17 protein-coding genes are annotated in these 23,089 nt (G+C 62.0%); 8 read left to right on the top strand and 9 right to left on the bottom strand.

Annotation, left to right across the window (positions count from 1 at the left end; genetic code table 11):
- The first annotated feature begins 52 nt into the window (after positions 1 to 52).
- Together pgl and ACSQ36_RS04705 are read left to right on the top strand one after the other, a co-directional pair.
- On the top strand, positions 53 to 775 hold the full coding sequence (gene pgl, locus ACSQ36_RS04700; RefSeq protein WP_436181075.1) for a 6-phosphogluconolactonase: 723 nt from the start codon (positions 53 to 55) through the stop codon (positions 773 to 775).
- Positions 753 to 2,681, top strand: a complete 1,929-nt coding sequence (locus ACSQ36_RS04705) for a bifunctional transcriptional regulator/glucokinase (RefSeq protein WP_436181076.1) — start codon at positions 753 to 755, stop codon at positions 2,679 to 2,681. The genes pgl and ACSQ36_RS04705 overlap by 23 nt, the downstream gene beginning before the upstream one ends.
- 700 nt (positions 2,682 to 3,381) lie before the next feature.
- Here the strand turns inward: ACSQ36_RS04705 and ACSQ36_RS04710 are convergent.
- The 4 genes from ACSQ36_RS04710 to ACSQ36_RS04725 form a co-directional block, all read right to left on the bottom strand.
- Positions 3,382 to 4,512: a porin gene (locus ACSQ36_RS04710; protein ID WP_213762597.1), complete on the bottom strand. Its 1,131-nt coding sequence runs from the start codon at positions 4,510 to 4,512 to the stop codon at positions 3,382 to 3,384.
- A 538-nt stretch (positions 4,513 to 5,050) separates the two neighbouring features.
- Positions 5,051 to 5,830 (bottom strand): ABC transporter ATP-binding protein, encoded by a 780-nt coding sequence (locus ACSQ36_RS04715; protein ID WP_436181077.1) that lies wholly within the window; start codon positions 5,828 to 5,830, stop codon positions 5,051 to 5,053.
- Between the two features lie 32 nt (positions 5,831 to 5,862).
- On the bottom strand, positions 5,863 to 6,576 hold the full coding sequence (locus ACSQ36_RS04720) for an ABC transporter permease (protein ID WP_213762599.1): 714 nt from the start codon (positions 6,574 to 6,576) through the stop codon (positions 5,863 to 5,865).
- Between the two features lie 138 nt (positions 6,577 to 6,714).
- Positions 6,715 to 7,404, bottom strand: coding sequence for an ABC transporter permease (locus ACSQ36_RS04725; RefSeq protein ID WP_213762651.1), 690 nt, complete (start codon positions 7,402 to 7,404; stop codon positions 6,715 to 6,717).
- 667 nt (positions 7,405 to 8,071) lie between these two features.
- Here ACSQ36_RS04725 and ACSQ36_RS04730 point away from each other — a divergent pair.
- The gene (locus ACSQ36_RS04730) at positions 8,072 to 8,770 is read left to right on the top strand and encodes a pirin family protein (protein ID WP_436183087.1); all 699 of its coding nucleotides are present in this window, start codon (positions 8,072 to 8,074) and stop codon (positions 8,768 to 8,770) included.
- Positions 8,771 to 9,116: 346 nt separating this feature from the next.
- Here the strand turns inward: ACSQ36_RS04730 and ACSQ36_RS04735 are convergent, their stop codons facing one another.
- Positions 9,117 to 9,698, bottom strand: coding sequence for a periplasmic heavy metal sensor (locus ACSQ36_RS04735; RefSeq protein WP_436181078.1), 582 nt, complete (start codon positions 9,696 to 9,698; stop codon positions 9,117 to 9,119).
- Positions 9,699 to 9,918: 220 nt separating this feature from the next.
- Here ACSQ36_RS04735 and ACSQ36_RS04740 point away from each other — a divergent pair, with 220 nt between their 5' ends.
- Together ACSQ36_RS04740 and ACSQ36_RS04745 are read left to right on the top strand one after the other, a co-directional pair.
- Entirely contained in the window at positions 9,919 to 10,641 is a 723-nt protein-coding gene (locus ACSQ36_RS04740) for a response regulator (protein ID WP_031362548.1), read from the top strand.
- A complete protein-coding gene (locus tag ACSQ36_RS04745) occupies positions 10,625 to 11,977 on the top strand; it encodes an ATP-binding protein (protein WP_213762602.1) in 1,353 nt (450 codons plus the stop codon). Before ACSQ36_RS04740 ends, ACSQ36_RS04745 begins: the two co-directional genes overlap by 17 nt.
- A 113-nt stretch (positions 11,978 to 12,090) precedes the next feature.
- Here the strand turns inward: ACSQ36_RS04745 and ACSQ36_RS04750 are convergent, their stop codons facing one another.
- Together ACSQ36_RS04750 and ACSQ36_RS04755 are read right to left on the bottom strand one after the other, a co-directional pair.
- Complete coding sequence (locus tag ACSQ36_RS04750) at positions 12,091 to 12,354, bottom strand: double-stranded DNA-specific endonuclease (protein ID WP_213762603.1); 264 nt, start codon at positions 12,352 to 12,354, stop codon at positions 12,091 to 12,093.
- Positions 12,355 to 12,488: 134 nt separating this feature from the next.
- The gene (locus ACSQ36_RS04755) at positions 12,489 to 14,165 is read right to left on the bottom strand and encodes a sensor domain-containing diguanylate cyclase (RefSeq protein ID WP_436181079.1); all 1,677 of its coding nucleotides are present in this window, start codon (positions 14,163 to 14,165) and stop codon (positions 12,489 to 12,491) included.
- A 645-nt stretch (positions 14,166 to 14,810) separates the two neighbouring features.
- Between ACSQ36_RS04755 and ACSQ36_RS04760 the strand changes: the two genes are divergently transcribed.
- The 3 genes from ACSQ36_RS04760 to ACSQ36_RS04770 all read left to right on the top strand — a co-directional run bounded on the left by ACSQ36_RS04760 (position 14,811) and on the right by ACSQ36_RS04770 (position 21,902).
- The gene (locus ACSQ36_RS04760) at positions 14,811 to 16,598 is read left to right on the top strand and encodes an ABC transporter permease (RefSeq protein WP_436181080.1); all 1,788 of its coding nucleotides are present in this window, start codon (positions 14,811 to 14,813) and stop codon (positions 16,596 to 16,598) included.
- Between the two features lie 84 nt (positions 16,599 to 16,682).
- Positions 16,683 to 18,017 carry an ABC transporter ATP-binding protein gene (locus ACSQ36_RS04765; protein WP_436181081.1) on the top strand — a complete coding sequence of 445 codons (1,335 nt, stop codon included), beginning with the start codon at positions 16,683 to 16,685 and terminating at the stop codon, positions 18,015 to 18,017.
- A gap of 414 nt (positions 18,018 to 18,431) precedes the next feature.
- Positions 18,432 to 21,902, top strand: a complete 3,471-nt coding sequence (locus ACSQ36_RS04770; RefSeq protein WP_436181082.1) for an autotransporter outer membrane beta-barrel domain-containing protein — start codon at positions 18,432 to 18,434, stop codon at positions 21,900 to 21,902.
- A gap of 29 nt (positions 21,903 to 21,931) precedes the next feature.
- On the opposite strand, the gene ACSQ36_RS04775 is transcribed toward ACSQ36_RS04770, so the two are convergent.
- Both ACSQ36_RS04775 and ACSQ36_RS04780 read right to left on the bottom strand, forming a co-directional pair.
- On the bottom strand, positions 21,932 to 22,450 hold the full coding sequence (locus ACSQ36_RS04775; protein ID WP_436181083.1) for a hypothetical protein: 519 nt from the start codon (positions 22,448 to 22,450) through the stop codon (positions 21,932 to 21,934).
- Entirely contained in the window at positions 22,447 to 23,001 is a 555-nt protein-coding gene (locus tag ACSQ36_RS04780) for a hypothetical protein (RefSeq protein WP_436181084.1), read from the bottom strand. The genes ACSQ36_RS04775 and ACSQ36_RS04780 overlap by 4 nt, the downstream gene beginning before the upstream one ends.
- Between the last annotated feature and the right edge of the window lie 88 nt (positions 23,002 to 23,089).

The following is a 23,089-nucleotide window of genomic DNA, read 5'->3' on the forward strand; positions in this document are numbered from 1 at the left end:
GCGTTGTCGTAACGGGCGAAATGAAACCAAAACAAGGCAGCATGGAGGAGCAGTGATCCAGCTTCATACTTTTGATGAGCCAAGCGCCCAATCCGACGCATTGGCAGAAGCGGTAGGCGATGCGCTTACCGCAACGCTCGCGGCTCGCGGAGCGGCGTCGGCTGATGCCGCTGTGGCTGGCAACCCCATCCAGCACGCAACGCTCGCCGTATCTGGCGGCACGAGCCCGAAGCCATTCTTGCAAACCCTGTCGACCTGCGCGCTTGACTGGGCGCATATCGACGTCACCCTGGTCGATGACCGCTGGGTGCCCGAGACGGACGGCGCAAGCAATGCGCGCTTTGCGCGTGAAACGCTGTTGCAGAACGCAGCGAGCGGCGCGTATTTCCTGCCGCTGGTGGACACGGCACGGCCGCTGGACGCGCACATTGCGGACCTGAACGCCGATCCGCAGCGCCGGGTGCCTGACGTCGCCGTGCTCGGCATGGGCGAGGACGGCCATACGGCGTCCATTTTCGCCGATGCCCCTGAGTGGGCGTTTGCCATATCGACGGCTGACCGGTTCATCTCGGTTCATCCGGGCAGCGCGCCGCACGCGCGTGTTTCGTTGTCCATGTCCGCGCTCAAGGATGTCAAGCAGCTTTATCTGTTCATTAGTGGCCAGAAGAAGCTGGATGTACTGAACGCTGCGCTTGCCGCACCGCAAAAAAACGCCATCTCCACGTTGGCAAATGCTCAGGGAGTCAGGCTCGATGTCTACTGGTGTGCAAAGTAAGGCCGTAACGGTAGCGGCCGGAAGTCAGCACGCCGACGGACCCAGGCTTTTGGCCGATGTTGGCGGCACCAACGCGCGGTTTGCACTTGAGATGGCGCCGGGCGTGATTGGCGAAATACGTGTGTATCCCGGCCGCGACTATCCGGGCATTGCTGAGGCGATGCAGCAGTATCTGAAGGACATCAAGGTGAGCCGCGTCAACCACGCGGCGGTGGCGATTGCGAATCCGGTGGATGGCGATCACGTCTCGATGACGAATCACGACTGGAGCTTTTCGATAGAAGCCACGCGCCGGGCGCTGGGTTTCGACACATTGCTGGTCGTCAACGACTTCACCGCCTTGGCGATGGCGTTACCCGGCTTGACCGACGCGCAGCGTGTGCAAGTGGGTGGTGGTTCGCGCCGTCAGAACAGCGTGATTGGCTTGCTTGGGCCGGGTACGGGCCTGGGCGTGTCCGGCCTGATTCCCGCCGATGACCGCTGGATTGCGCTTGGCAGCGAGGGCGGTCATGCGAGCTTTGCGCCGTCGAACGAACGTGAAGACCTGGTGATGCGTTTTGCGCGCACGAAATGGCCGCATGTGTCGTTTGAGCGCGTGGCGGCGGGACCGGGTTTGTTGCTGATTTACGAGGCGCTTGCCGAACGCGATGGTGTGACGGTGCCGGACGATCTCGAATCGGCCAGCATTACGCAGCGCGCGCACGATGGCGAGGCGTTGGCGCTTGAAGCCGTGAACTGTTTCTGCGGCATTCTGGGTACGTTTGCCGGGAATATTGCGGTGACGCTGGGTGCGTTGGGCGGGATTTTTATCGGCGGCGGGGTGGTGTTGAAGTTGGGCGAGTTGTTCACGAAGTCGCCGTTTCGCGAGCGGTTTGAAGCGAAGGGGCGTTTCCAGCAGTATTTGTCGAGCGTGCCTACGTTCATCATCACGGCGGAATATCCGGCGTTTCTTGGGGTATCGGCCATTTTGTCGGAGCAATTGTCGAATCGTGCGAACGGCGGTTCGTCCGCGGTATTCGAGCGGATTCGCCAGATGCGCGATGCGTTGACGCCTGCCGAGCGCCGCGTGGCGGATCTTGCGTTGAATCATCCGCGTTCGATCATCAATGATCCGATCATCGATATTGCGCGCAAGGCCGACGTCAGCCAGCCCACGGTGATTCGTTTTTGCCGGTCGTTGGGATGCCAGGGGCTATCGGATTTCAAGTTGAAGTTGGCGACGGGTTTGACCGGTACGATCCCGGTGAGTCACAGCCAGGTTCATCTGGGCGACACTGCCACTGATTTTGGCGCGAAGGTGTTGGACAACACGGTGTCTGCGATTCTGCAACTGCGTGAGCATTTGAACTTCGACCATGTGGAACGTGCGATTGACATTTTGAATGGTGCGCGGCGGATCGAGTTTTACGGCTTGGGCAATTCGAACATCGTGGCGCAGGATGCGCATTACAAGTTCTTCCGTTTCGGCATCCCGACCATTGCTTATGGCGATTTGTACATGCAGGCGGCGTCGGCGGCGTTGTTGGGCAAGGGCGATGTGATTGTGGCGGTATCGAAGTCGGGGCGTGCGCCGGAGTTGTTGCGTGTGCTTGAAATTGCGATGCAGCAGGGCGCGACGGTGGTGGCGATCACGTCGAGCAACACGCCGTTGGCCAAGCGTGCAACGGTGGCGTTGGAGACTGATCACATTGAGATTCGTGAATCACAGATGTCGATGATTTCGCGCATTTTGCATTTAGTGATGATCGACATTCTTGCGGTAGGCGTGGCGATCCGCAGAGCGGTACCGAACGCTGGCGCTGACGTGAGCGAAGCAATGACGAAGGTGAGGGAAGCGGGCGATGACGAGACGGGCGCGGTGCTGGACTGGCTGAGTCACGGCGCGGCAGGCATAGCACGCGATTAGTGGGGCATGAGTGACTGTGGCGATAAAAAGCCTCCGATGCGAAGTTTGCATCGGAGGCTTTTTAGTTAGAGGTCACGGCACGATAAGGATAACTGAGGGCCGCGCTGATCCGTGGGGGGGCGAGAGCTTGCCCGAGAGCACTGGTGGCGAAGCGTGTTCGTGTCAGGATTCGCGAGAAGGAGGGGTTCACACATCCTTCGCTCTGGCGAGCACCGTGCTTTTGGGGCACCTATGAATCAAAACTGCACGCTGTGGACACTTAGGGTAGAGCGGTTAAAGCGTTTTCTTTGCTTCGTTTCTTTGTCGCTTTGGACAAAGAAATGACGTGCCGCCACGCACAGTGGCTAATAGTGATAAAGAGAAAATCCGACTCAGGCAGACCACTAAGGCTGAAAGCACCAACCCGGCATAGACTCCGACCACTAACCTCGGAACCTAGCAACCCGGCATAGACGCGACCGCTAACCTCGCCCACCAACCACAACCAGTCGAGAGGAAACCTAACAATCTCAACCCACAGCCCCCGAAGATCTAAAACAACCCACACCCCTAAAAGAAGACCAAAACCCGTCCACCGGTGCGAACAATAAAAAACGGTGCGATGCCCTTTCGAACACCGCACCGATACGCGCCTCTCGCAGCAGCGTGAAAACCTTATGACTCTCTCTCTGTCGTACTTGCTCCGGCTGATTCGTTCGGTTTAGAACGAGTGCTGGATGCCTGCGTACACACCGCTTTGGCTGTGACCCGGCAGCGGGTTATCGGTCGAAACCGTATTACCCGGGTTGTTGGCGTTCAGGCCAAAGTTTGCCGTCTTGCTGTTCTGCGTGGTTGCGACCTGGATATCCAGCAAGGTGCGCTTCGACAGGTTGTACGAGCCGCCGACCGTATAGATGGTCGCATTGCCGGCACCGTTGTTGGCGTTGACGTGATAGACCGCTGCGATCAACGCTGCTGCCGGCGTTGCTTGCCACGTTACGCCGCCCCATTCGTGATCGAGGGTGGTCGGCGTGCCAAGCGGCAACGAACCAGCGCCTGCGGTACGGATTGCCTGATACGCGCCCTGGATCTTGAACTGACCGAGGAACACGTTGAACATCGCCGTGTATTCACGCGAGGCCGAGAACGCACCGAAATTCGACGTGGATGCCGTGCCGTCCAGCTGGCCGTTGCTAGGATCGCGGATTTCGTCGTACATGCCGCGCAACTGGAACAGCGACGTCGTGTACGTGACCTGAGCGCCCGCTTCGCGGCCTTGCGGCGTCGTGCCGTTACCGTTGAAGGACGTCGCGTTCGAGAACGCGTACTGGCCGTAGAAGTCCAAGCCCTGGAACTTCGGCGACTGGTACGAAATGTTGTTGCTCGATTGCGTCCAGTTACGACCGCGCACCAACGAAGCCGACGACCAGTTCGACTGACCGAACGGGTCAAAGTCCCACACGCCGTTGGCGATGAACAGTTCGCGACCCAGCAACAAGGTACCGAACTGATCGTTGGCGAGGCCTACCGTCGCCCAGCGATTGAAGATCTCGTTGTTGCCCGGACCTGCGCCCGTCGTGGTGCTGAAGCTGCCTTCCAACTGGAACACGGCCTTGTTGCCGCCGCCCAGGTCTTCCACGCCCTTCATGCCCCACAGGCTCGTACCCCAGTCGCCGCTTTCCGCGCGGAAACGGTTCGAGCTGCCGGTGGTAACGCCATTGGCCCCGCCTGTCGGGGCACCATTCATGTATTCCAGACCGGCGTCGAGCCGGCCGTAGAGCGTCACGCTACTTTGAGCGTGCGCCACAACGCCGACCGTCAGCAGCGAAGCCGCGAGCAAAGCTTTCTTCATCATCTCCTCCAACCCTGTCAAAAATAGAAGCCTAAAAGCGGCGGTATTGGTCCGGCGCCAGCGCACCGAACCGGAAACTATTTAGAGGGATGACACCCGAAGGACGGGTGTCCGTGACGTCCGGGATGCCACGTTGAGTGGCTGCCCGTGTCACAACCGACTTGGGATCGGTGTCTCCTCAGTTCTTTTTGAAGTAAAACTACTTTTAATGAACTTCGTTTCCGTACTTTGATTACTAATTTAGCAAAATACCTTTGTGCCGCCAAGAAAATTGTTGCCAACCCACTTTCTGTCTCGAAAATGCAATGATCGGTGTGTTGCGGGTTTGCACGAGGTGGGCAAAAAAAGGCGCAAACCCTTGTGGGATAAGGGTGTGGGTGATCTTGCCCCTTAACGCTATGGATTGCCTCTATTGACGGACGATGCGCGTGCGGTTAATGCACCGAGGGCTTAAAGACCCCGTGTCTGTTTAGATATACCAACTAAAAAAGCGCCCCTTGGGGCGCTTTCGGTTTTGCGGCGTGGCCAGTCTGTAGTTTTACTTCAGGTTGCCCGACAGGAATTGTCTGAGCCGCTCGCTGCGGGTGTTGCCGAAAACGTCGTCGGGACGTCCTTCTTCTTCTATCCGTCCTTGATGCAGAAACACCACGTGATTCGACACGTTGCGGGCGAACGCCATTTCGTGCGTGACCACGATCATCGTGCGGCCCTCCTCGGCGAGCGTCTGCATGACCTTCAGCACCTCGCCCACCAGTTCGGGGTCGAGCGCCGAAGTCGGTTCATCGAAGAGCATGACGTCCGGGTGCATCGCCAGCGCCCGCGCGATCGCCACGCGCTGCTGCTGGCCGCCCGACAGATGCGACGGATACTGCTGTTCCAGCCGCGGCGCGAGTCCTACTTTCTCGAGATAGGTGCGCGCGCGCTCAAGCGCTTCCTGCTTCGAGAGCCCCAGCACCTTCAGCGGCGCCTCCATCACGTTTTCCAGCACGCTCAGGTGCGACCACAGGTTGAAATGCTGGAACACCATGGAAAGACGCGTGCGCATGCGCTGCAACTGCTTGGGTTCAGCCGCTTTCAGCGCGCCGTACTTGTCCTTGAGCGTGCGGATTTCTTCGCCATCGACAAAAATCCGGCCCTGATTTGGTTGCTCCAGGAAGTTGATGCAGCGGAGCATCGTGCTCTTGCCCGACCCGGACGAGCCGATGACGCTGATCACATCGCCGGCTTTCGCCCTTAGCGAGACGCCCTTGAGGACTTCGTTGTCGCCGTACTGCTTGTGCAGGTTATCGACGAAAAGCTTGGATGCCGGTGTGTTCATGAGGTGCCGATCCTGTTCCTGTTCCTTGAGGCTTATTTACCCTGCGGCCGCAAGTAGGCGAGCCAGCGATACTCGGCACGGCGAAACAGCCACACGAGCGCGAACGAGATGCACAAATAGAGCAGGGCGGCGATGCCGAACGCCTGGAACGATTGATAAGTCGCGGAATTCACGTCGCGGGCAATCTTGAGGATGTCCGGCACGGTCGCGGTGAACGCGACGGTGGTCGCATGCAGCATCAGGATCACTTCATTGCTGTAGTAGGGAAGCGCCCGGCGCAGCGCCGACGGCAGGATCACGCGCCGGTAGAGCGTGAACGACGACATTCCGTACGCCCGCGCTGCTTCAATTTCACCGTAGGGCGTTGCCCGGATCGCGCCGGCGAAGATTTCGGTGGTGTACGCGCAGGTGTTCAGCGTGAACGCGAGCAGCGTGCAGTGCATGCCGTCGCGGAAAAACTGGTTGAGCAACACGTGGTCGCGGACCACTTGCAGGCTGTAGAGGCCCGTGTAGCAGAGCAACAGTTGCACGTAGAGCGGCGTGCCACGGAAGATATACGTGTAGACCCAGACGCCGCGCGACAGGAACTTGTTCTTCGATACCCGCGCGACCGACAACGGGATCGACAGGCAGAAGCCGAGCACGATCGATACAACCAGCAGCCATAGGGTGATGGCGAGGCCGGTGATGCGATAACCGTCGGTGAACAAATAGTTGCGCCAGTATTCCTGGATGATTTCGAGCATGGATTCCGCCGCGTGGGGGTTACCTGGGGTTGCCTGGTAGTGTCTGGGTTCGCTGTGCTTGTCTTCAAGCGAGGGCGCTTGGCGCACATGCGCCGCATGCCGGCTGCGACTGCTTTCGGCTTCTCATGTTGCTCATGGCTAGAGGTCAGCCTTGCGCACGCCCGACGAGTACCGCCGTTCAAGCCACATCAGCACGAGATTCGATATCGTGGTGATCACGAGATAGACCGCGCCCGCGAGCAGCGTGAAAAAGAAGAACCGCAACGTGCCCTTGCCGGCGTCCTGCGCCGCCTTGACCACGTCCGCCAGACCGATGATCGATACCAGCGCGGTCGCTTTCACCATCACCTGCCAGTTGTTGCCAATGCCCGGCAGCGCGAAACGCATCATCTGCGGGAACATGATTCGCGAGAAGGTTTGCCACGGGGTCATGCCGTAAGCCGCGCCCGCCTCAAGCTGGCCGCGTGGCACGGAGAGGAACGCGCCGCGGAAGGTCTCGGTGAAATACGCGCCATAGATGAAACCGAGCACGATGACACCGGCGACGAACGGATCGATATCGATCTGATCCCAGCCCAGGAAATCGGTGAGGTGATTGAGCCAGATCTGGATGCTGTAGAACAGGAGCAGCATCAGCACGAGGTCCGGAACGCCGCGCACGAGCGTGGTGTAGATCGTGCCCGCGCCCGAAGAAATGCGATTCCTCGACAGTTTCGCCGCCGCGCCGAGGAGCCCGATCACGAATGCGAACACGAGCGACAAGACCGCCAGCTTGACGGTTTGCCATGTGCCCGAGAGGATAAGCGGCCCGTAGCCTTGCAGAAACATGGTGATTCCTTGATGACATGCGCGTGTGCCGTGGCCTTCGCTTTTTTTCGCTGTTGCCTGTTCAGCCGCGCTTTTTTTCCTGAATTCACATAACCGCTGTCTCGCGGCCTGCTTCGGGTGTTCGGTGAACCCGGGCCTCTCGCCGTGCTTGGTTCCTGGTTTATCTACACCCGCCGTCAGCAGCCGCGCTGCTTCGTTCTACCTCTCGCCCGCTCCCCGGCAAACAAACTGCGGTCACGTCCGGTCACCGCCGCTTCGACCGCGCCCAGAGGCACTTGCTGCCGACCGTCTTCGGCGGTGCTTATTCTAGGTGTCCAAAATTGGTGCGTTTTGTCGACAAAGGCCTTTCGCCCGAAAAAATGCGACCTCGGCTGAAGTACGCGGACGCACCGTGCGGCTTTCCCGGCGCGCCTTTCCGGCGGGGCGTCGACATCTCAGGCGGCCGTTGACCCTTGAAAAGGCCGGTATTCTACCCGAAGCCGACCGGCGCCCGAGGCCTTGCGCCACGCGCCGGTTCGAGCGTCCCATGACCCGATTTTCCCTGCAATGCCCGCGCACTATCGAGATTGCACGCATTTTCAGGACGGTGTGGTGCCTGCACGGGCGATTGTTTAGCGTGGTGAGCGCCCTTACATTCTCTCCATCGCAATATCACCGGGAGTTCGATATGTTTGAAATTCGACGCGCCAACGAACGCGGCCACGCTAACCATGGCTGGCTTGATTCGTATCACAGCTTTTCGGTCGCCGGCTATGACGACCCGAAGCACGTGCATTTCGGCGCGCTGCGGGTAATCAATGAGGATCGCGTTGCAGGTGGCCAGGGTTTCGGGACGCACGGCCATCGCGACATGGAAATCATCAGTTACGTGCTCGAGGGCGCACTGTCGCACAAGGACAGCATGGGCAACGGCTCGACCATCCGTCCCGGCGACGTCCAGCGCATGAGCGCCGGCACGGGCGTGCGGCATAGCGAGTTCAATGGCTCGGCCACTGAAACCGCGCATTTCCTGCAGATCTGGATCATCCCGGACGCAGCGGGCAATGCGCCGGGCTACGAGGAAAAGCGTTTCGACGACGCTGAAAAGCGTGGCCGGCTGCGGGTGATCGCGTCGCCGGAGGGCCGGGACGGCGCGGTCAAGCTGGGCGCCGATGCCGAGCTTTACGCAGGTCTTTTCGACGGCGATGAACGCGCGGAATTCAACGTGCCGGCCGGGAGGCGAGTGTATGTGCACGTGGCGCGGGGCGCGATTTCGGTGAACGGCGAAGCGCTGGTGGCGGGCGATGCCGCGAAGCTGGAAGGGGTGTCGAAGGTCACGCTGGATCAGGGCGCCGGCGCTGAAGTGATCCTGTTCGACCTGGCGTAAACAGTTACTTGCTGAACTTTCCCGTCTTTGGGGGAAGGGATGAGAAAAGGCCGCGGAAGCGATTCCGTGGCCTTTTGTATTGGTTAGCGCGCTTTGAATTTCCCGGAGGCGTTCGGATGACGCCGCGCCGCGCGCCCGCTGGACCAACACGGAACTGGCTTGTATTGATCAATCGCGTCGCCCGTCGTTTCAACGTTAAAAGTAATGTCACATCCGGGCAATGCAAAAAAAACCGTTCCAACGTCAGCCGGAACGGTCTGTCTGGCGCCATGCGATTGAACCGGCGGACCGCGCCGCTTCAATCGCAGGCTCCGGGCGCCTACCTCAGCCAATGCTCAGGCGGCGCTCACGGATTAACGGCCGATGCTCCAGCAGGCGCACCGTGCATGCCGCGATGCTGACTCCAGCGCTCATGCATCTTTTCCCGGCGCGCTTCCATTCTCGCGAAGCGCTGCTTGAGCGCTGTACTGACCGTGGTCTTCTGCTGGTCGTTCAGCGTGTTGTAGAAGTTCAGCCACGCGGCGCTCGTCTGGTCGCGCAACTGGGCATTCTGCTGCTCAATCTTCTGATGCGCCGCATACATGGCGTTCAGATCGAGAATGGGCTGCTGCTTCATTGATGCCATTTGTGCGTGCATCTGCTTGTGGCTTTCACGCATGGCCTCATGGTTCTGTTTCATGGTGCCAAGCGCGGCCTGCCACGCTTTTTCCTGGTCTGCGTTGAGATTGAGCTGGCTGTGCAACTTGTCGAACTCTTTCTTCATCTGCATTCCCCGATGATGCCCGCCCGGGCCGCCGGGACCGCCCATCATGCCTGCACCGCCGGGCGGCGGCGCGTCGGGCGCGGCGGCGCTGGCGGCATTGACCGCGCCGATCGACAGGGCGAGCGCAGCGGCGGCGGTGGCGAGGAATCGGGACTGCTTCAACATGGTTTACTCCTTTTTTGATTTCCAGAGCCGATCTGGCTGCGCCGTTTCGGTGGTCGCGCCTTCGGTAAGACACAGCGTAGACAGTCGCCGCGAAGCGCGTGTTACGAGCGGGGGCCTCGTTATTACGCCGGTTTACTTCCGCCTTTCGCGGTAACACCCAGTAAACGTTTCCAGTGTGTTTGCAACGTGGAGGCTGCGGACTGGCGTTAAACTGCGTCGCATGGCTACTCAAATACTTGTCGTCGACGACGACTCTGAACTGCGCGACCTCCTGCGCGACTACCTGGTCCGGCAAGGCATCGAGGTATCGGTGCTGCATGACGCGGGTACGCTCGAACGGCGCCTCGAACGCGAGCGTCCGGACCTGATCGTGCTCGACCTGATGATGCCGGGTGTGGACGGACTGACCGCATTGCGCAAGTTGCGCGCTTCGGGTGACGACATTCCGGTGATCATGCTGACGGCCCGCGCGGACGACGTGGATCGCATCGTCGGACTGGAACTTGGCGCTGACGACTATCTGGGCAAACCGTTCAACCCGCGCGAATTGCTGGCGCGCGTGCAGGCAGTGTTGCGCCGGCGCCGTACGATTCCGTCGGCGGCGCCCGAGCAGCGCGAACCGTTTTCGTTCGGGCGTTTCCGGCTCGACTTCCAGTCGCGCACGCTTCATCAGGACGAAACGCCGCTCACGCTGTCGGGCAGCGAGTTCGCATTGCTGAAGATTTTCGTTAATCACCCCATGCGCACGCTGACGCGCGAGCGCCTGCTCGAACTGCTGCACGGTCCCGAATACGACGGCACCGACCGCGGTATCGACGTGCAGGTGTGGCGTCTGCGCCGGATTCTCGAAACCGATCCGTCCACGCCGCGCTTCATCCAGACGGTGCGCGGACGCGGTTATGTGTTCGTGCCGGACGGCGAGCAAAATGCGTCGGCCCATTGATTCACTGTTCGGCCGGCTGGTTGTCCTGGTCATCGGCGTGCTGGTGTTGTCGCACGTCGCCTGGTTCACGGTCATCCGGCTCGAGCGGGATCAGACGCAAACTCGCTACGCGGTAGAAGAGGCCGCGTTCCTGGTCGACGCCGTGCGCCAGCACATCGCGAATTCGCCGGATCAGCCGCTGCCGTCGAGCGTGAGCGTGGTCGAGCCCAACAGTCATGAAGTTCCCAAACCCTTCACCGACGCTGACAGCAGCCGCGTGCCGCCGCAGTTCGGGCGATTTATCGACGACTTGCGGGATCGCTTGCCAGACGGCACCGACATCCGCATCGGCGAGCCGGGCGGCCCGCCGCGCCTGTGGGTGCGAGGCGCGAAGGACGCCAGCTGGATTGTCGTGCCGGTTCAGCCTTTGCGGCCGCCGCGTTCGCGCGACCGGATGCTGCTCTGGCTTGCGATTATTTTTTCCACGGCGGTGATGGCCGCACTCTTTGCCGCGTGGCAATTACAGACGCCGTTGCGTTCGCTGGCGCAGGCGGTCGGCCGCTTCGGCCGGGGTGAACCTACTCCGCCGGTGCCCGAGCGTGGTCCGCGCGAGCTGCGGCAGTTGACCCACGGGTTCAACCAGATGGTGCGCGAAGTGGAGCAGACGGAAAGCGACCGCGCGGTCATGCTGGCTGGGGTCGCCCATGATCTCAAGACGCCGCTTGCGCGTTTGCGCCTGCGTGCTGAAATGATGGATGAAGCGAAACTACGGGACGGCGTGGTGCGCGACGTGGATTCCATGGCGCATATCGTCGACCAGTTCCTTGTGTTCGCACACGACGGCGCCGATCGTAGCGAGCCGGCCGAAGTTGATCAGCAGTGCGAGCGCATTGCGCGCAGTTATCGCGCTGTCACTGTGGGCGCGCCGTCTATTCAGACCCGGCTTACAGCCGGGCGGGATTTCGCGTTGCCCGCGGCGACGCTTGACCGCTTGCTGTCGAACCTGCTCGATAACGCTCACGCGTACGGCGCACCGCCGATCGTGATCGAAACGTTGCGCGGGACGAATGGCTGGATTTTGCGCGTCATGGACAGCGGCAGCGGGATCGCGGCACACGATCTGGTGAAGGCGAGCCGGCCGTTCGTCAGGCTCGATCCGGCGCGCGGCGGCAGTGGCCACAGCGGGCTGGGGCTTGCGATTGTTGAGCGGCTGGTACGGCGGGCGGGCGGTGAATGCGAAATTGGCAATCGCCCCGAAGGCGGCCTGCAGGCCGTGATGACCTTTCCCTTCGATGTGGTGGCGCGCTCGGCCGAGATGCTGCATGGCGACGTGCTGCATGAAGCGCGCATGATGTGATTGGCCAGCCCGGGGCTTGGCGTCCTCGGGCGGCGGGTTTCGCGCGTGGCCAAAACTCCGCCGCCAGAACCCCGCAGCGCCAGCGAACCCAAGCCTGGCGCGAGGCGAAATCCCTAGTCGAACAAGGTATTGAGCGCGGAAGCTGCTTCGCTGTCGACCGTGTTGTACGTCACGGTCGCGGCTTCGAAAATATAGTGCGTGGTGTATTTGCCGAACCGTGCCAGGATTTCCTCCTGGATCACTTCGGGGGCGACCTCAAGACGCAAATACCAGGCAGTCGAAGAGAGTCGTGTCTGGAACGCACCATACTCGGCCAGCAAGTGATCGAACGCTTCAGCGTCCTGATCGCGGCAGACAATGACCAGATTTCCCTTCATGCACCCCTCCTGATTCTTGATAACGGCAGATATCGAACTCGAAGATCGATAATACCTGCTGTCGTGCCGCTGCCGCACCACGCCTTTCGGCCAACGTCTCGCTAAATTGCCGTTTTAACCGGTTTAACTTTGCGTCAGACCGTTTCAGGATGCAGCGGCAGGGGGGGCCGGGTATCGGCCGGGCGCACTTCGCTGCGGTCGCGCCCTCCCGATTTCGCCGCATACAACGCCAGATCCGCGCGCTTGAGCAGGTTTTCGGCCGTGTCGCCGTCGCTCATTTCCGTGATGCCAATGCTCACGCTCAGCGTGGAGTCGTCGGGGAGATAAGCGCAATGCTCCTGGTTGAAGCGCTTGCGCAGGCGTTCGAGAACCGTGTGGGCATCGGCGAGCGAGGTATGCGGCAGCAGCAGACCGAATTCCTCACCGCCCAGGCGCCCGACACCGTCGCTCGCGCGCAGTTGCCCTTCGCACATCCGCACGAAATGTTCGAGCGCGCGGTCACCGGTGGCGTGGCCGAAGCGGTCATTCACCTGCTTGAAGTGGTCAAGATCGGCGATTGCAACTGACAGCGGCATGCCGCCCGAGCGGGCCAGATCGACTTCGCGGCGCAAGGTATCGAGGAAATAACGTCGCGACAGCGCTCCGGTCAACGCGTCGTGCCGGGCTTCAGCGGACAGCAGCGCATTGGCCGACTGCAACTGGTTGGCCAGATGGCGCGTGGCCCGGTGCAAGCGCCGTTCGCGCAGGTATGACACGGTGATCACAATGGCCAGCAGGCTCACGCCGAGCGTCGTCAGGAACACGAGCAGCCTGTCGCGACGTTGATTGCTCACAATTTCCGTCCAGTTCGGCAGCGGATGGACAATATGCGCGGCAAGCCCCGAGTTCAGACCGGTGCGTTCGTCGTAGAGAGAGGGCGTGTTGCTGTCGCCGGAGGAGAAAAACGAGTGTGCGAGCGAAGGCGGCAGCCAGGGCGCGTCCGCCCGCACGCGGTCCCCAATGTTGGTCAGCGGCAGCGTACGGAAATCGACCCGCCGATACGCATCCAGCCGCTCCGCCCTCGACATTTGCAGCACGGGCGAATCCGGCAGCACGCGGTTTTCGAGCCGGCTTTCGTGAGCCATGATGATCACGCCGTTGCTGTCGGTGACGAATGTGCCCGCGCGCGCTACCCAGTGGCGCAAGCGGTCGATACTCACTTTGGCGATCACCGCGCCTACCAGGAAGCCGTCGCGATACACCGGCGTCGCGATGAAGATGCCGGGGTCGCCGTTCATCCGGCCGACGCCGTAAGTTTCGTTGAACGCGCCGAGCAGCGCTTTCTGGATATAACCGCGCATGCGCATGTCGATGCCAACGAAGCTGTTCGAGTCATTCCCGTTGCTCGACGCCACGCAAAACCCATCGCTATTGACGACCCACACATAGTCGAGGCCCGTGAATCCGCGGGCGTTGCGCAGGAAGTTGTCGAGTTTGGCGAGCGCCGGCGCGGCGAGCCATTTTGCCCGCCGCTCGGGCTCGGTTTGCCTGATTTCTTCCGTGGAACCGTGGGATTGGGCGAGCGCCAGCTGGATCATGTCCATTTCGGCGATAGTGGCCGGAATCGCCCGGGACATGGCGATGTCGCTGGCAATGATCTGCGCGGTGTTGTCGACGATCGACGCAGCCATTTGCTGCTCCACGCGTACCGACGCGGTCAGTTCTTGCTGTACCATTCGGTCCGACACCATCCCGGCGGCAACCCAGCACACGCATGCGAGCAACGCGAAGGCGAGCGTCGCGATGGCGCGGTGGAAGGTTGTCTTGTTCATCGATCCTCTGGCCTGTCTGACTGTGGCGCGACCGCGCGTCACGAGCATGTTATGAGTGTTTTACCGGCATATGAGCATCTTACCGGGCGCAGCCGCGCGTATATCGGTAGTTCGCCCAACCGCAGTCCGATTTGCCCAGGTTCGCTCCGGTTCACCCACTTGGCCCACGCCTTCACGCCTCGATTGGACGACGTTTTCTCCCGGCCATCAAGGTGTTATCGGCACGAGCGCGCGTTTCTGAACCGTGTGTCCACGTTCGCCACGGGTCAGCCGTTTAACCCAGGGGCGGTGCTGAGGGCGGTGGATCAGGAAAACCGGCAACAGACCCGCCGGCCGAGGTTGTGCGTGAAACAAAGGTTGGTGTAGTGTCGTGCGTTTCCGAAATAGTCAAGTTGTGTGTCGGCCGGGTGGGCGAGTGTTCAATGGCACCGCACCACCATGCGCCGGGTTCTGCCTGGAACGCGCAGGACTCCGCTGGTTTGACGGAGAGGCGAGGTCAGGCCGCGCCCGCGCCCGCGCCTGGCGGATGAGGGAAGGGCGGAGTATCCGCTTGGGAAACAAGAATACAGGCAATAACACAGGCGCCGGACGCTGCCTCGCGCAACGGCGGCCTGCTGCAACGAGCCTCAACGGGAAGGGCGTGGAATGGATTTCGGCTTTAACCTGACTCGAACGGCGAACGCTTCGGCGTTGCGTCTGTTGCCTAATCGATGGGACTTCGTCGCGTTCCCGCTGATTATCTGCGTGCTTGCGCTCACCGTAGTCGGCTTTCACGAGACGTTGGCGCCCATCTCGACACTGCAAACGCAGGCCATTTCGCTCGACCCGGCGAACCTGCCCGAATACGCGCTGCGCACTACCTTGCGCATGCTTGCGGCCATGGTGGCGTCGCTGGTCTTCACGCTGATCTACGGCACGCTCGCGGCGAAGAGCCGGCGGGCGTCCGTCGTGCTCGTGCCGATCCTGGACATTCTCCAGTCGGTGCCGGTGCTCGGTTATATCTCGTTCACGGTCACGTTCTTTCTCGCGTTGTTCCCGGGCCGCGTGTTCGGCGCCGAGCTGGCGGCGATCTTCGCCATTTTCACGAGCCAGGCGTGGAACATGACGTTCAGCTTCTATCAGTCGCTGCGGACCGTGCCGCGCGATCTCGATGAAGTCTCGCGCGGTTTTCACCTGACCAACTGGCAGCGCTTCTGGAAGCTCGAAGTGCCGTTTTCGATGCCCGGCCTCATCTGGAACATGATGATGTCGATGTCGGGCGGCTGGTTCTTCGTCGTCGCCTCCGAAGCGATCGTGGTCGGTAACCGCACCATCGTATTGCCGGGTATCGGCGCGTATCTGGCAACGGCCATTGGCGAGCGCAATCTCGGCGCGATCGGCTGGGTGATCCTGGCAATGACCGTTGTGATCCTGGCCTACGATCAGCTCATGTTCCGTCCGCTGGTTGCGTGGGCCGACAAATTCCGCATGGAAAACACGAGTTCGGGCAACGTGCCGGAGTCGTGGCTGCTCGACCTGATTCGCCGCACGCGCCTGATTCACCAGTTGCTCGTGCCGGCGGGCTGGATGATCGGCAAGATGGCGCGGGTGCCGCTGAAGCTGCCGTCGCTGCAAGGCCGCCTGCCGAAATTCCCGATAGGCGCGTCCGGGCCGACGCCCGCGGCGCGCAGCAAGTCCCGTAATCCGTCCCGTGCCGGCGATATCGCGTGGGCGGTCATCGTCCTCGCGCTGACGGTGTTCCTGGTGTGGAAGGTGACGGTGTTCGTGAGCACCGGCGTCACGTGGGGCGAAGTCTGGCACGTCTTCTGGCTGGGCTTGATCACGCTGTTTCGCGTGATGGTGCTGATCGCGCTGGCTTCGGTGATCTGGGTTCCGATCGGCGTGCTGATCGGGCTGCGGCCCGCCCTGGCCAGCAAGATCCAGCCGCTCGCGCAGTTCCTGGCCGCGTTCCCGGCGAACTTGCTGTTCCCGGTGTTTGTCGTGGTGATCGTGAAATTCGACCTGAACCCGGATATCTGGCTCTCGCCGCTGATCGTGCTGGGCACGCAGTGGTATATCCTTTTCAACGTGATTGCCGGGGCGACGTCGTATCCGAACGATTACCGTGAAGCGGCCACCAATTTCCAGATCAAAGGCTGGCAGTGGTGGCGCCAGGCCATCCTGCCGGGCATTTTCCCGTACTACGTGACTGGCGCGATCACCGCATCGGGCGGGGCGTGGAATGCGAGCATCGTGGCGGAAGCGGTGTCGTGGGGTCATACGAAAATCGTGGCCCACGGGCTTGGCGCGTACATAGCGCAAAGCACCGCCGACGGCGACTATCCGAAAATCATCCTCGGTATTGCCGTGATGTCGCTGTTCGTCACACTCTTTAACCGGCTCCTGTGGCGGCCGTTGTTCGCTTTCGCTGAAGCGCGCCTGAGGCTGGACTGAGTCCGAAGCCCGTCATCCGGCCGAACGCCCGCCGCCAACGGCCCAAACCGTGAAATTTTTGTAATCAGCAACACGCGAGCGCCTATGTCAACGCAGACGAATACGACCACCCAAACGCCGCCGATCCCGCCGCGCCCCGGCCAGGAAATCCTGCGCGTCGACAAAGTCAGTCGCGGCTTCAACAAGACGCAGGGCGAACTGCTCGTGCTCGAAGACGTGAACCTGACGCTCAACGAAGGCGAGATTGTCGGGTTGCTGGGCCGTTCGGGTTCCGGCAAGTCGACGCTGCTGCGGATCATCGCCGGCCTGATCGAGCCGACAGGCGGTGAGGTCACCTATCTGAACGAGCCGTTGCACGGCCCGGCAAAAGGCGTGGCCATGGTCTTCCAGACCTTCGCGCTGTTTCCGTGGCTGACCGTGCTGCAGAACGTGGAAGCGGGGCTGGAGGCGCAGGGCGTGCCGTCGAAGCTGCGGCGCGAGCGGGCGCTGGCGGCCATCGACCTGATCGGTCTCGACGGTTTCGAAAACGCGTATCCGCGTGAGTTGTCGGGCGGCATGCGCCAGCGGGTGGGTTTTGCGCGCGCGCTGGTCGTCGACCCCACGTTGTTACTCATGGACGAGCCGTTCTCCGCGCTCGACGTGTTGACCGCGGAGAACTTGCGTACCGATCTGCTCGATCTCTGGACGCAGGGCAAGATGCCGATCAAGTCGGTGTTGATCGTGACGCATAACATCGAAGAAGCGGTGTTCATGTGTGACCGGATCCTGGTGTTGTCGTCGAATCCGGGGCGCGTGATGGCTGAAATCCGGGTGCCGTTCAAGCACCCGCGCAATCGTCTTGATCCGGCGTTCCGTCGTCTGGTCGATGACATCTACGCCAAGATGACCGCGCGGCAGTTCGGCGAAGAGAAGAAAAAGGGCCTGGAACTGAGCAGCTGGCTGCCGCAGGTGTCGACCAACCTGATGGCGGGTCTGATCGAAACGCTTGCGGCTGATCCGTATCACGGCCGTGCCGACATGCCGGAGATCGCGCGGTCGCTGCATCTGGAAGTGGACGATCTGTTTCCTGTAGCCGAAGTGCTGCAGCATCTGGGTTTCGCCGACGTGCGCGAAGGCGATATTTTCCTGACGCCGCCGGCGCGCGTGTTCGCCGAGTTTGGTACGCAGGAGCGCAAGATGATGTTCGCGGAGCATTTGCTGCGGCACGTGCCGCTCGCAGCCCGGATCAAGAAGGTGCTGAACGAACGGCCTGGGCATCGTGCACCGCGTGTGCGCTTCGAGCAGGAACTGGAAGACTTCCTCTCCGATAAAGCCGCCGAGGAAACCCTGGACGCGGTGATCAACTGGGGCCGTTACGGCGAGATTTTCTCGTACAACGACCAGACCGAGATTTTCAGTCTGGAGGATGTCGAGTCCTGACGGACGGAGACAAAACACCGGTTCAACGGTGCGGCTTTTAAAAAAAACGCGGCTCATCCAGAAACGGATGCCGCGTTTTTTGCGTTTGCACGTCTTTGTTTTAGTTATCGATCTGCGGTTCTGGTTCGGTCATCACGAGGTTTCCGGCCGGTAAGCGCGTGATTGCCTGCAGTTATGGAAGGACTCCGAAGGATCGTTTCATATCGCGCTGAGAGCCAGTCCTATTATGGCTTTGAACGTTTCGATACCGCGCCATTGAATCGCTTTGCGCAAGATTGCTCCAGCGGAAATCGTGGATTACGCTTTGATCCCCAACCGGACACGCACCCGTCGACACGCCTGGCTAAAACTGGCGCGGGACGATCACACACGGCAGGGCAGACGCGTCGTCAGCCCGAAACGTGGAGACAAAAGATGCGCTCGCTGTTGCCGCCCAACTGGCTCTTCAAACCCGCTCGGCTAACCCGTCTGTCTATCGGCGTGACGTGTTTGCTGCGCGTTCCGTCTGCGCTCGCTGTATGCGACAACCTGGCGCCCGCAAGCGGAGAAACCACCACATGCAACACCAATGCGCCGAATCCATCGACGCTGCCCGTGGTAGCCGCCAACGGAAGCACGGGCGTCACCGTGGTCGTGCTGCCCGGCTCCGGCATCAGCGTGACCAATATCAACGGCATCGTCGTTCGGGATTCGAGCACCGTGACGAACCTTGGAACGCTGCAAATCAACGGGGATACGTTCGATGCCATCTCGTCCGGGGGAAGCGCAAACGGCCTCGGGCACAACTCGCTGACCAACGGCGGCTCGATCCAGACCGGCGGAGCGGAGTCCGAGGGCATGTTCAATACATCGGCGGCGGTGAGGATGCTGAACGCCGCGGGCGGGGTGATTTCCACGGGCGGTGCAAGTGCGGCAGCCATGCTGGACTTTTCCAACGCCGGCGGCGGCTCGCTGACCAACAACGGCGCGCTTACCACTTCCGGCGACGGTTCCTACGGCATGGCCGCCGAGACTTCCGGAGACACGATCGTCAACAACGGCACGATTACGACGTCGGGAACCAGTTCTTATGGTCTTTTCGCGAACGGCAGCGGCGTCGGAACGACGTTGACCAACAACGGGTCCGTCGAGACATCCGGACCGAACGGCCACGGCATCATCTCCCTCGATGCCACGCCGGGACTCATCACGAACACGGGTTCGATCGTGACGCATGGGCCGAACGCGCTCGGCGCATATCTCGCGAACACGGTCACCCTGGTCAACGCCGCGGGGGCACGTATTGCCAGCGATCAGGACAACGGTATCGACGCCAACGGCGGTGGCACGTTCACCAACGCCGGGACCATCTCGGGCGGCAACGTAGGGATGTCGGTGGTTGGCGGCGACACGGTGATCGTGAACAGCGGGGTGATCGCGGGCGGTACGAATCTCGGCATCTCCACCACGGGCCCGTACGTCGTCACCATCACGAATACCGGCCAGATATCGGGCGGCGGTGGCGTTGCCGTATGGACCGATACCGGCGTGAACACGTTCAACATGGACGGCGGCACAGTCACCGGACTGATCCGGCAAGGCACCGGCGTCAACACGTTCGTGATGCAGGCGGGCCAGGTCGATTCCGTCGATCAGGGCGGACCGCAGCCGCGCTTCACGCTGAACGGCGGAGTCGTCACGGGCGGCCTGACAAACGGCGGCGCCGTCACGATCACCGGCGGGCGCATTGGCAGCGTGGGGCTGACGGCCGTCACCAATACCTTCACCATGTCTGGAGGACAGGTCGATGCAAACCTGACGGCCGGTTCCGGCGATACGGCGTTGACGCTATCGGGCGGGGCGATCGGCGGCACGGTCACGCTCGGCAATGGCACGAACGCCATCACGGTCACGGGCGGATCGATTGCGCAGGGTCTTGCATCAGGCGACGGGACCACGACCTTCGGATGGCTGGGCGGGGGCGTGATCGGCGGATCGGTGTCGTTCGGAGCAGGCGGGGTCACCGCCACGTTGTCGAATCTGAGCGATGCCAACCTTGCCGGGATATCGACATTCGATGGCGGCGCCGGTCACGACGCCCTCACGTTCGATCACACGCAAGCCAGCGGCCTGAGCCGTTTCGTGAACTGGGAAAGCATCGCGGTGACGAACGCCAGCCGGCTCACGCTCGACGGCCAGGGACTGACGCTCGGCGATGCCGCGACGCAAACCGGTGTGCTCGGCATCGATTCGACGAGCACGCTTGCGTGGAACGGTGGCGGGTCATCGGCAATCATGGCCGCCGGGCCGGGCGGCCTCGTGACGGTAAGCAACGCGGGCACGATCGATTTGACCGGCGGCGCGGGCCCGCACAGTGCGCTGGTCGTCGGCGGCAACTATGTCGGGCAGGGCGGCAAATTGCTGGTGCAGAGCGTGCTCGGGACGGACGGTTCGCCGAGCGGAAAACTGGTGATTTCGCAAGGCGCGGCGACGGGCAATACGGCGATCGGTGTGACGAACGCCGGCGGCGCAGGGGCGCTGACAGTGGCCGACGGGATCATGGTCGTGCAGACGATTCAGGGCGGGACGACGGCCGCGACGGCGTTTTCGTTGTCGCAGCCGGTCAAGGCCGGGGCGTTCACGTATTACCTGTTTCGAGGCGGGGTGACGGCGGGAACGGGGGACGACTGGTATTTGCGGTCGAGCATCACGCCGGTGCCGCCCGTGCCGCCCGTGCCGCCTGTTCCACCGGTGCCGCCTGTGCCACCGGCTCCCCCCGCACCGCCGCCCACATCGCCTGTGCCACCGGCTCCCCCCGCACCGCCGCCCACATCGCCTGCGCCGCCCACATCGCCTGCGCCGCCTGCACCTCCTACGTCGCCGGCACCGCCGCCGACAGACCCGGCACCGCCGCCCATACAGCCGACATCGCCGCCGCAAGCACCGACGCCGCTCTATCGCATCGAAGTACCGCTCTACGCGGAGATCCCCTCAATCACGCGCGAGCTTGGTATCGAACAGATTGGCACTTTTCACGACCGCCAGGGCGATCAATCGATGTTAAACGAGGCGGGCGCGGTGCCTGCGGCATGGAGCCGTGTCTGGGGTAACCGGACGATCACAAGCAGCGACACGGGCGTCGATCCGCATTTCAACGGTTCGACCGGCGGCGTGCAAATTGGTCAGGATGTGTACGCTGACACCACCGCCGACGGCCGTCGGAATCACTATGGTTTTATGCTCGGCGCCTCGCGCGCTTCAGGCGATGTGAGCGGTTTCGCGCTGGGCATGCCGGCTGTGTCGGCGGGCAATCTGAGTATCGATGCCGGGAGCCTCGGCGCGTACTGGACGCACATCGGCGCGGGCGGCTGGTACACCGATACGGTCGTGATGGGCAGCGCGTTGACGATCAAACCGTCGTCGAACGACGGCGTCAACCCAACCACGCACGGCCGGTCCATCGCAGGTTCCATCGAGGCCGGCTTGCCATTTGCGTTGCCGGCCGGATTGCGTATCGAACCGCAGGCGCAACTGATCTGGCAACACGTGGCCCTCGACGATCTCAACGATGGTATTTCGACCGTCGCCTTCGATAACCCAAGTTCCCTGGCCGCTCGTCTCGGCGTACGCCTGACAAGCCGTATGGAAGCGCTGGGCGCGATCTGGCAGCCGTATGCACGCGTGAATCTCTGGCGCTACTTCAATGCCGGGAGCCACGTGACGTTCGGCGATACAACCGTGATCGCCGCGGAGTCATCGGCGACGATTGCCGACGTGGAAGCCGGGGTGGCCGTGAACGTGAGCGCGCGCGGCAGCGTATTCGTGAACGTGCACTACGCGACGAACGTGAGCGGCGCGCGTCGCGAGTCGGTGGGCGGAGACGCGGGCGTACGTTGGCGCTGGTGACGCGCCAACGCGGAGGGAGGCACAATCTACTACTGCAGATTGCCCCAGCGTTCCACCGCCGGTTCCGCCGATGCCCATTTCCAGCCGCCGCCACTATTGTCATTGCCCTTGCAGGCCTGCGCGAGGAACCAGTCCTGATGCGCGTCCGGCTTGTCGCCGTCGGCGACCGAGAATGCGAACTCCCGGCAGGTCGCCAGCGCGCTGCTGAATTCGCGCAGCACACGCACGTCGCCATGACCGTTCTCCACCGGCAGCGCATGTTTCACGCGCCAGGGTTTCGTATCGCCGATGGGGAGATCGCCCGCGGTCGTCGCAATGGCGATCTGCTGGTCGCTATGCAGGCGTTTCATCAGACGCTGAACGGCTTCGTCGGTGGCGGCCTGGACCGCGATACCCACGCCGAAACCGATGGCCGGATTGCTGGTGATCACGCCCGTGGAGACCCCCGCTGCCGCGCCGGCTGCCGCACCGATCGAGCCGCAGCCGCTGAGGAAGACGCAGCTCGCAGCGACGCCGGCCGCGAGCATCAAACTGAGGCCGGGTTTCATTGCAGCGCACCCCAGCGCGGCGTGGCAGGTTCCGCCGACGCCCACTTCCAGACCTGGCCGTCACGGCAGATTGACGCAACGTAGAAACCGCTGTCGGCCGGATGATCCTTGGTGGCATCGGTATCGACGGAGAATACGATCTCCTTGCAATCGAGCGTCCCTGTGCTGATGGTCCGGCTGACCGTCACGCGGCCCTTCTCGTCCGGCTCGATGGGCACGCTATGCACCGCGAACCACGGTGCCACCGCGCCGACGGCGAGCGGACCGGCTGCCCCGGCGATCCTGTCTTGCGTATAGGTGTGCATCACGCGCTCGCTGTACTGCACGCCGGCCTTGGCCGCAGCCACGGCGCCAAGGCCGATGCCGGTTGCCACCGCGGCGTTGCGGGTCACGCTGCCCGCGATGGCGGCGCCGGCTATACCGGCGCCTGCCACGGCGCTTTCACCATATAAGGAGCTACACCCTGAGAGGGTGGCGCATGCGAGTGCTCCAATCAGGAGCGTTGCCAGTGCGACGGCGCTGGGGGGCCGCCGGTGAATCGTTTTCTGCATGATGCTGTACCTTCCTCGCCTTTCCTTATTCCTTCGATAACGACAACCGGCTTGCCTGTGCGAGCACTGAAAGGAACACTAAGCAATC

The organism is Caballeronia sp. LjRoot34, from assembly GCF_964253815.1.
Taxonomy (GTDB): Bacteria; Pseudomonadota; Gammaproteobacteria; order Burkholderiales; family Burkholderiaceae; genus Caballeronia.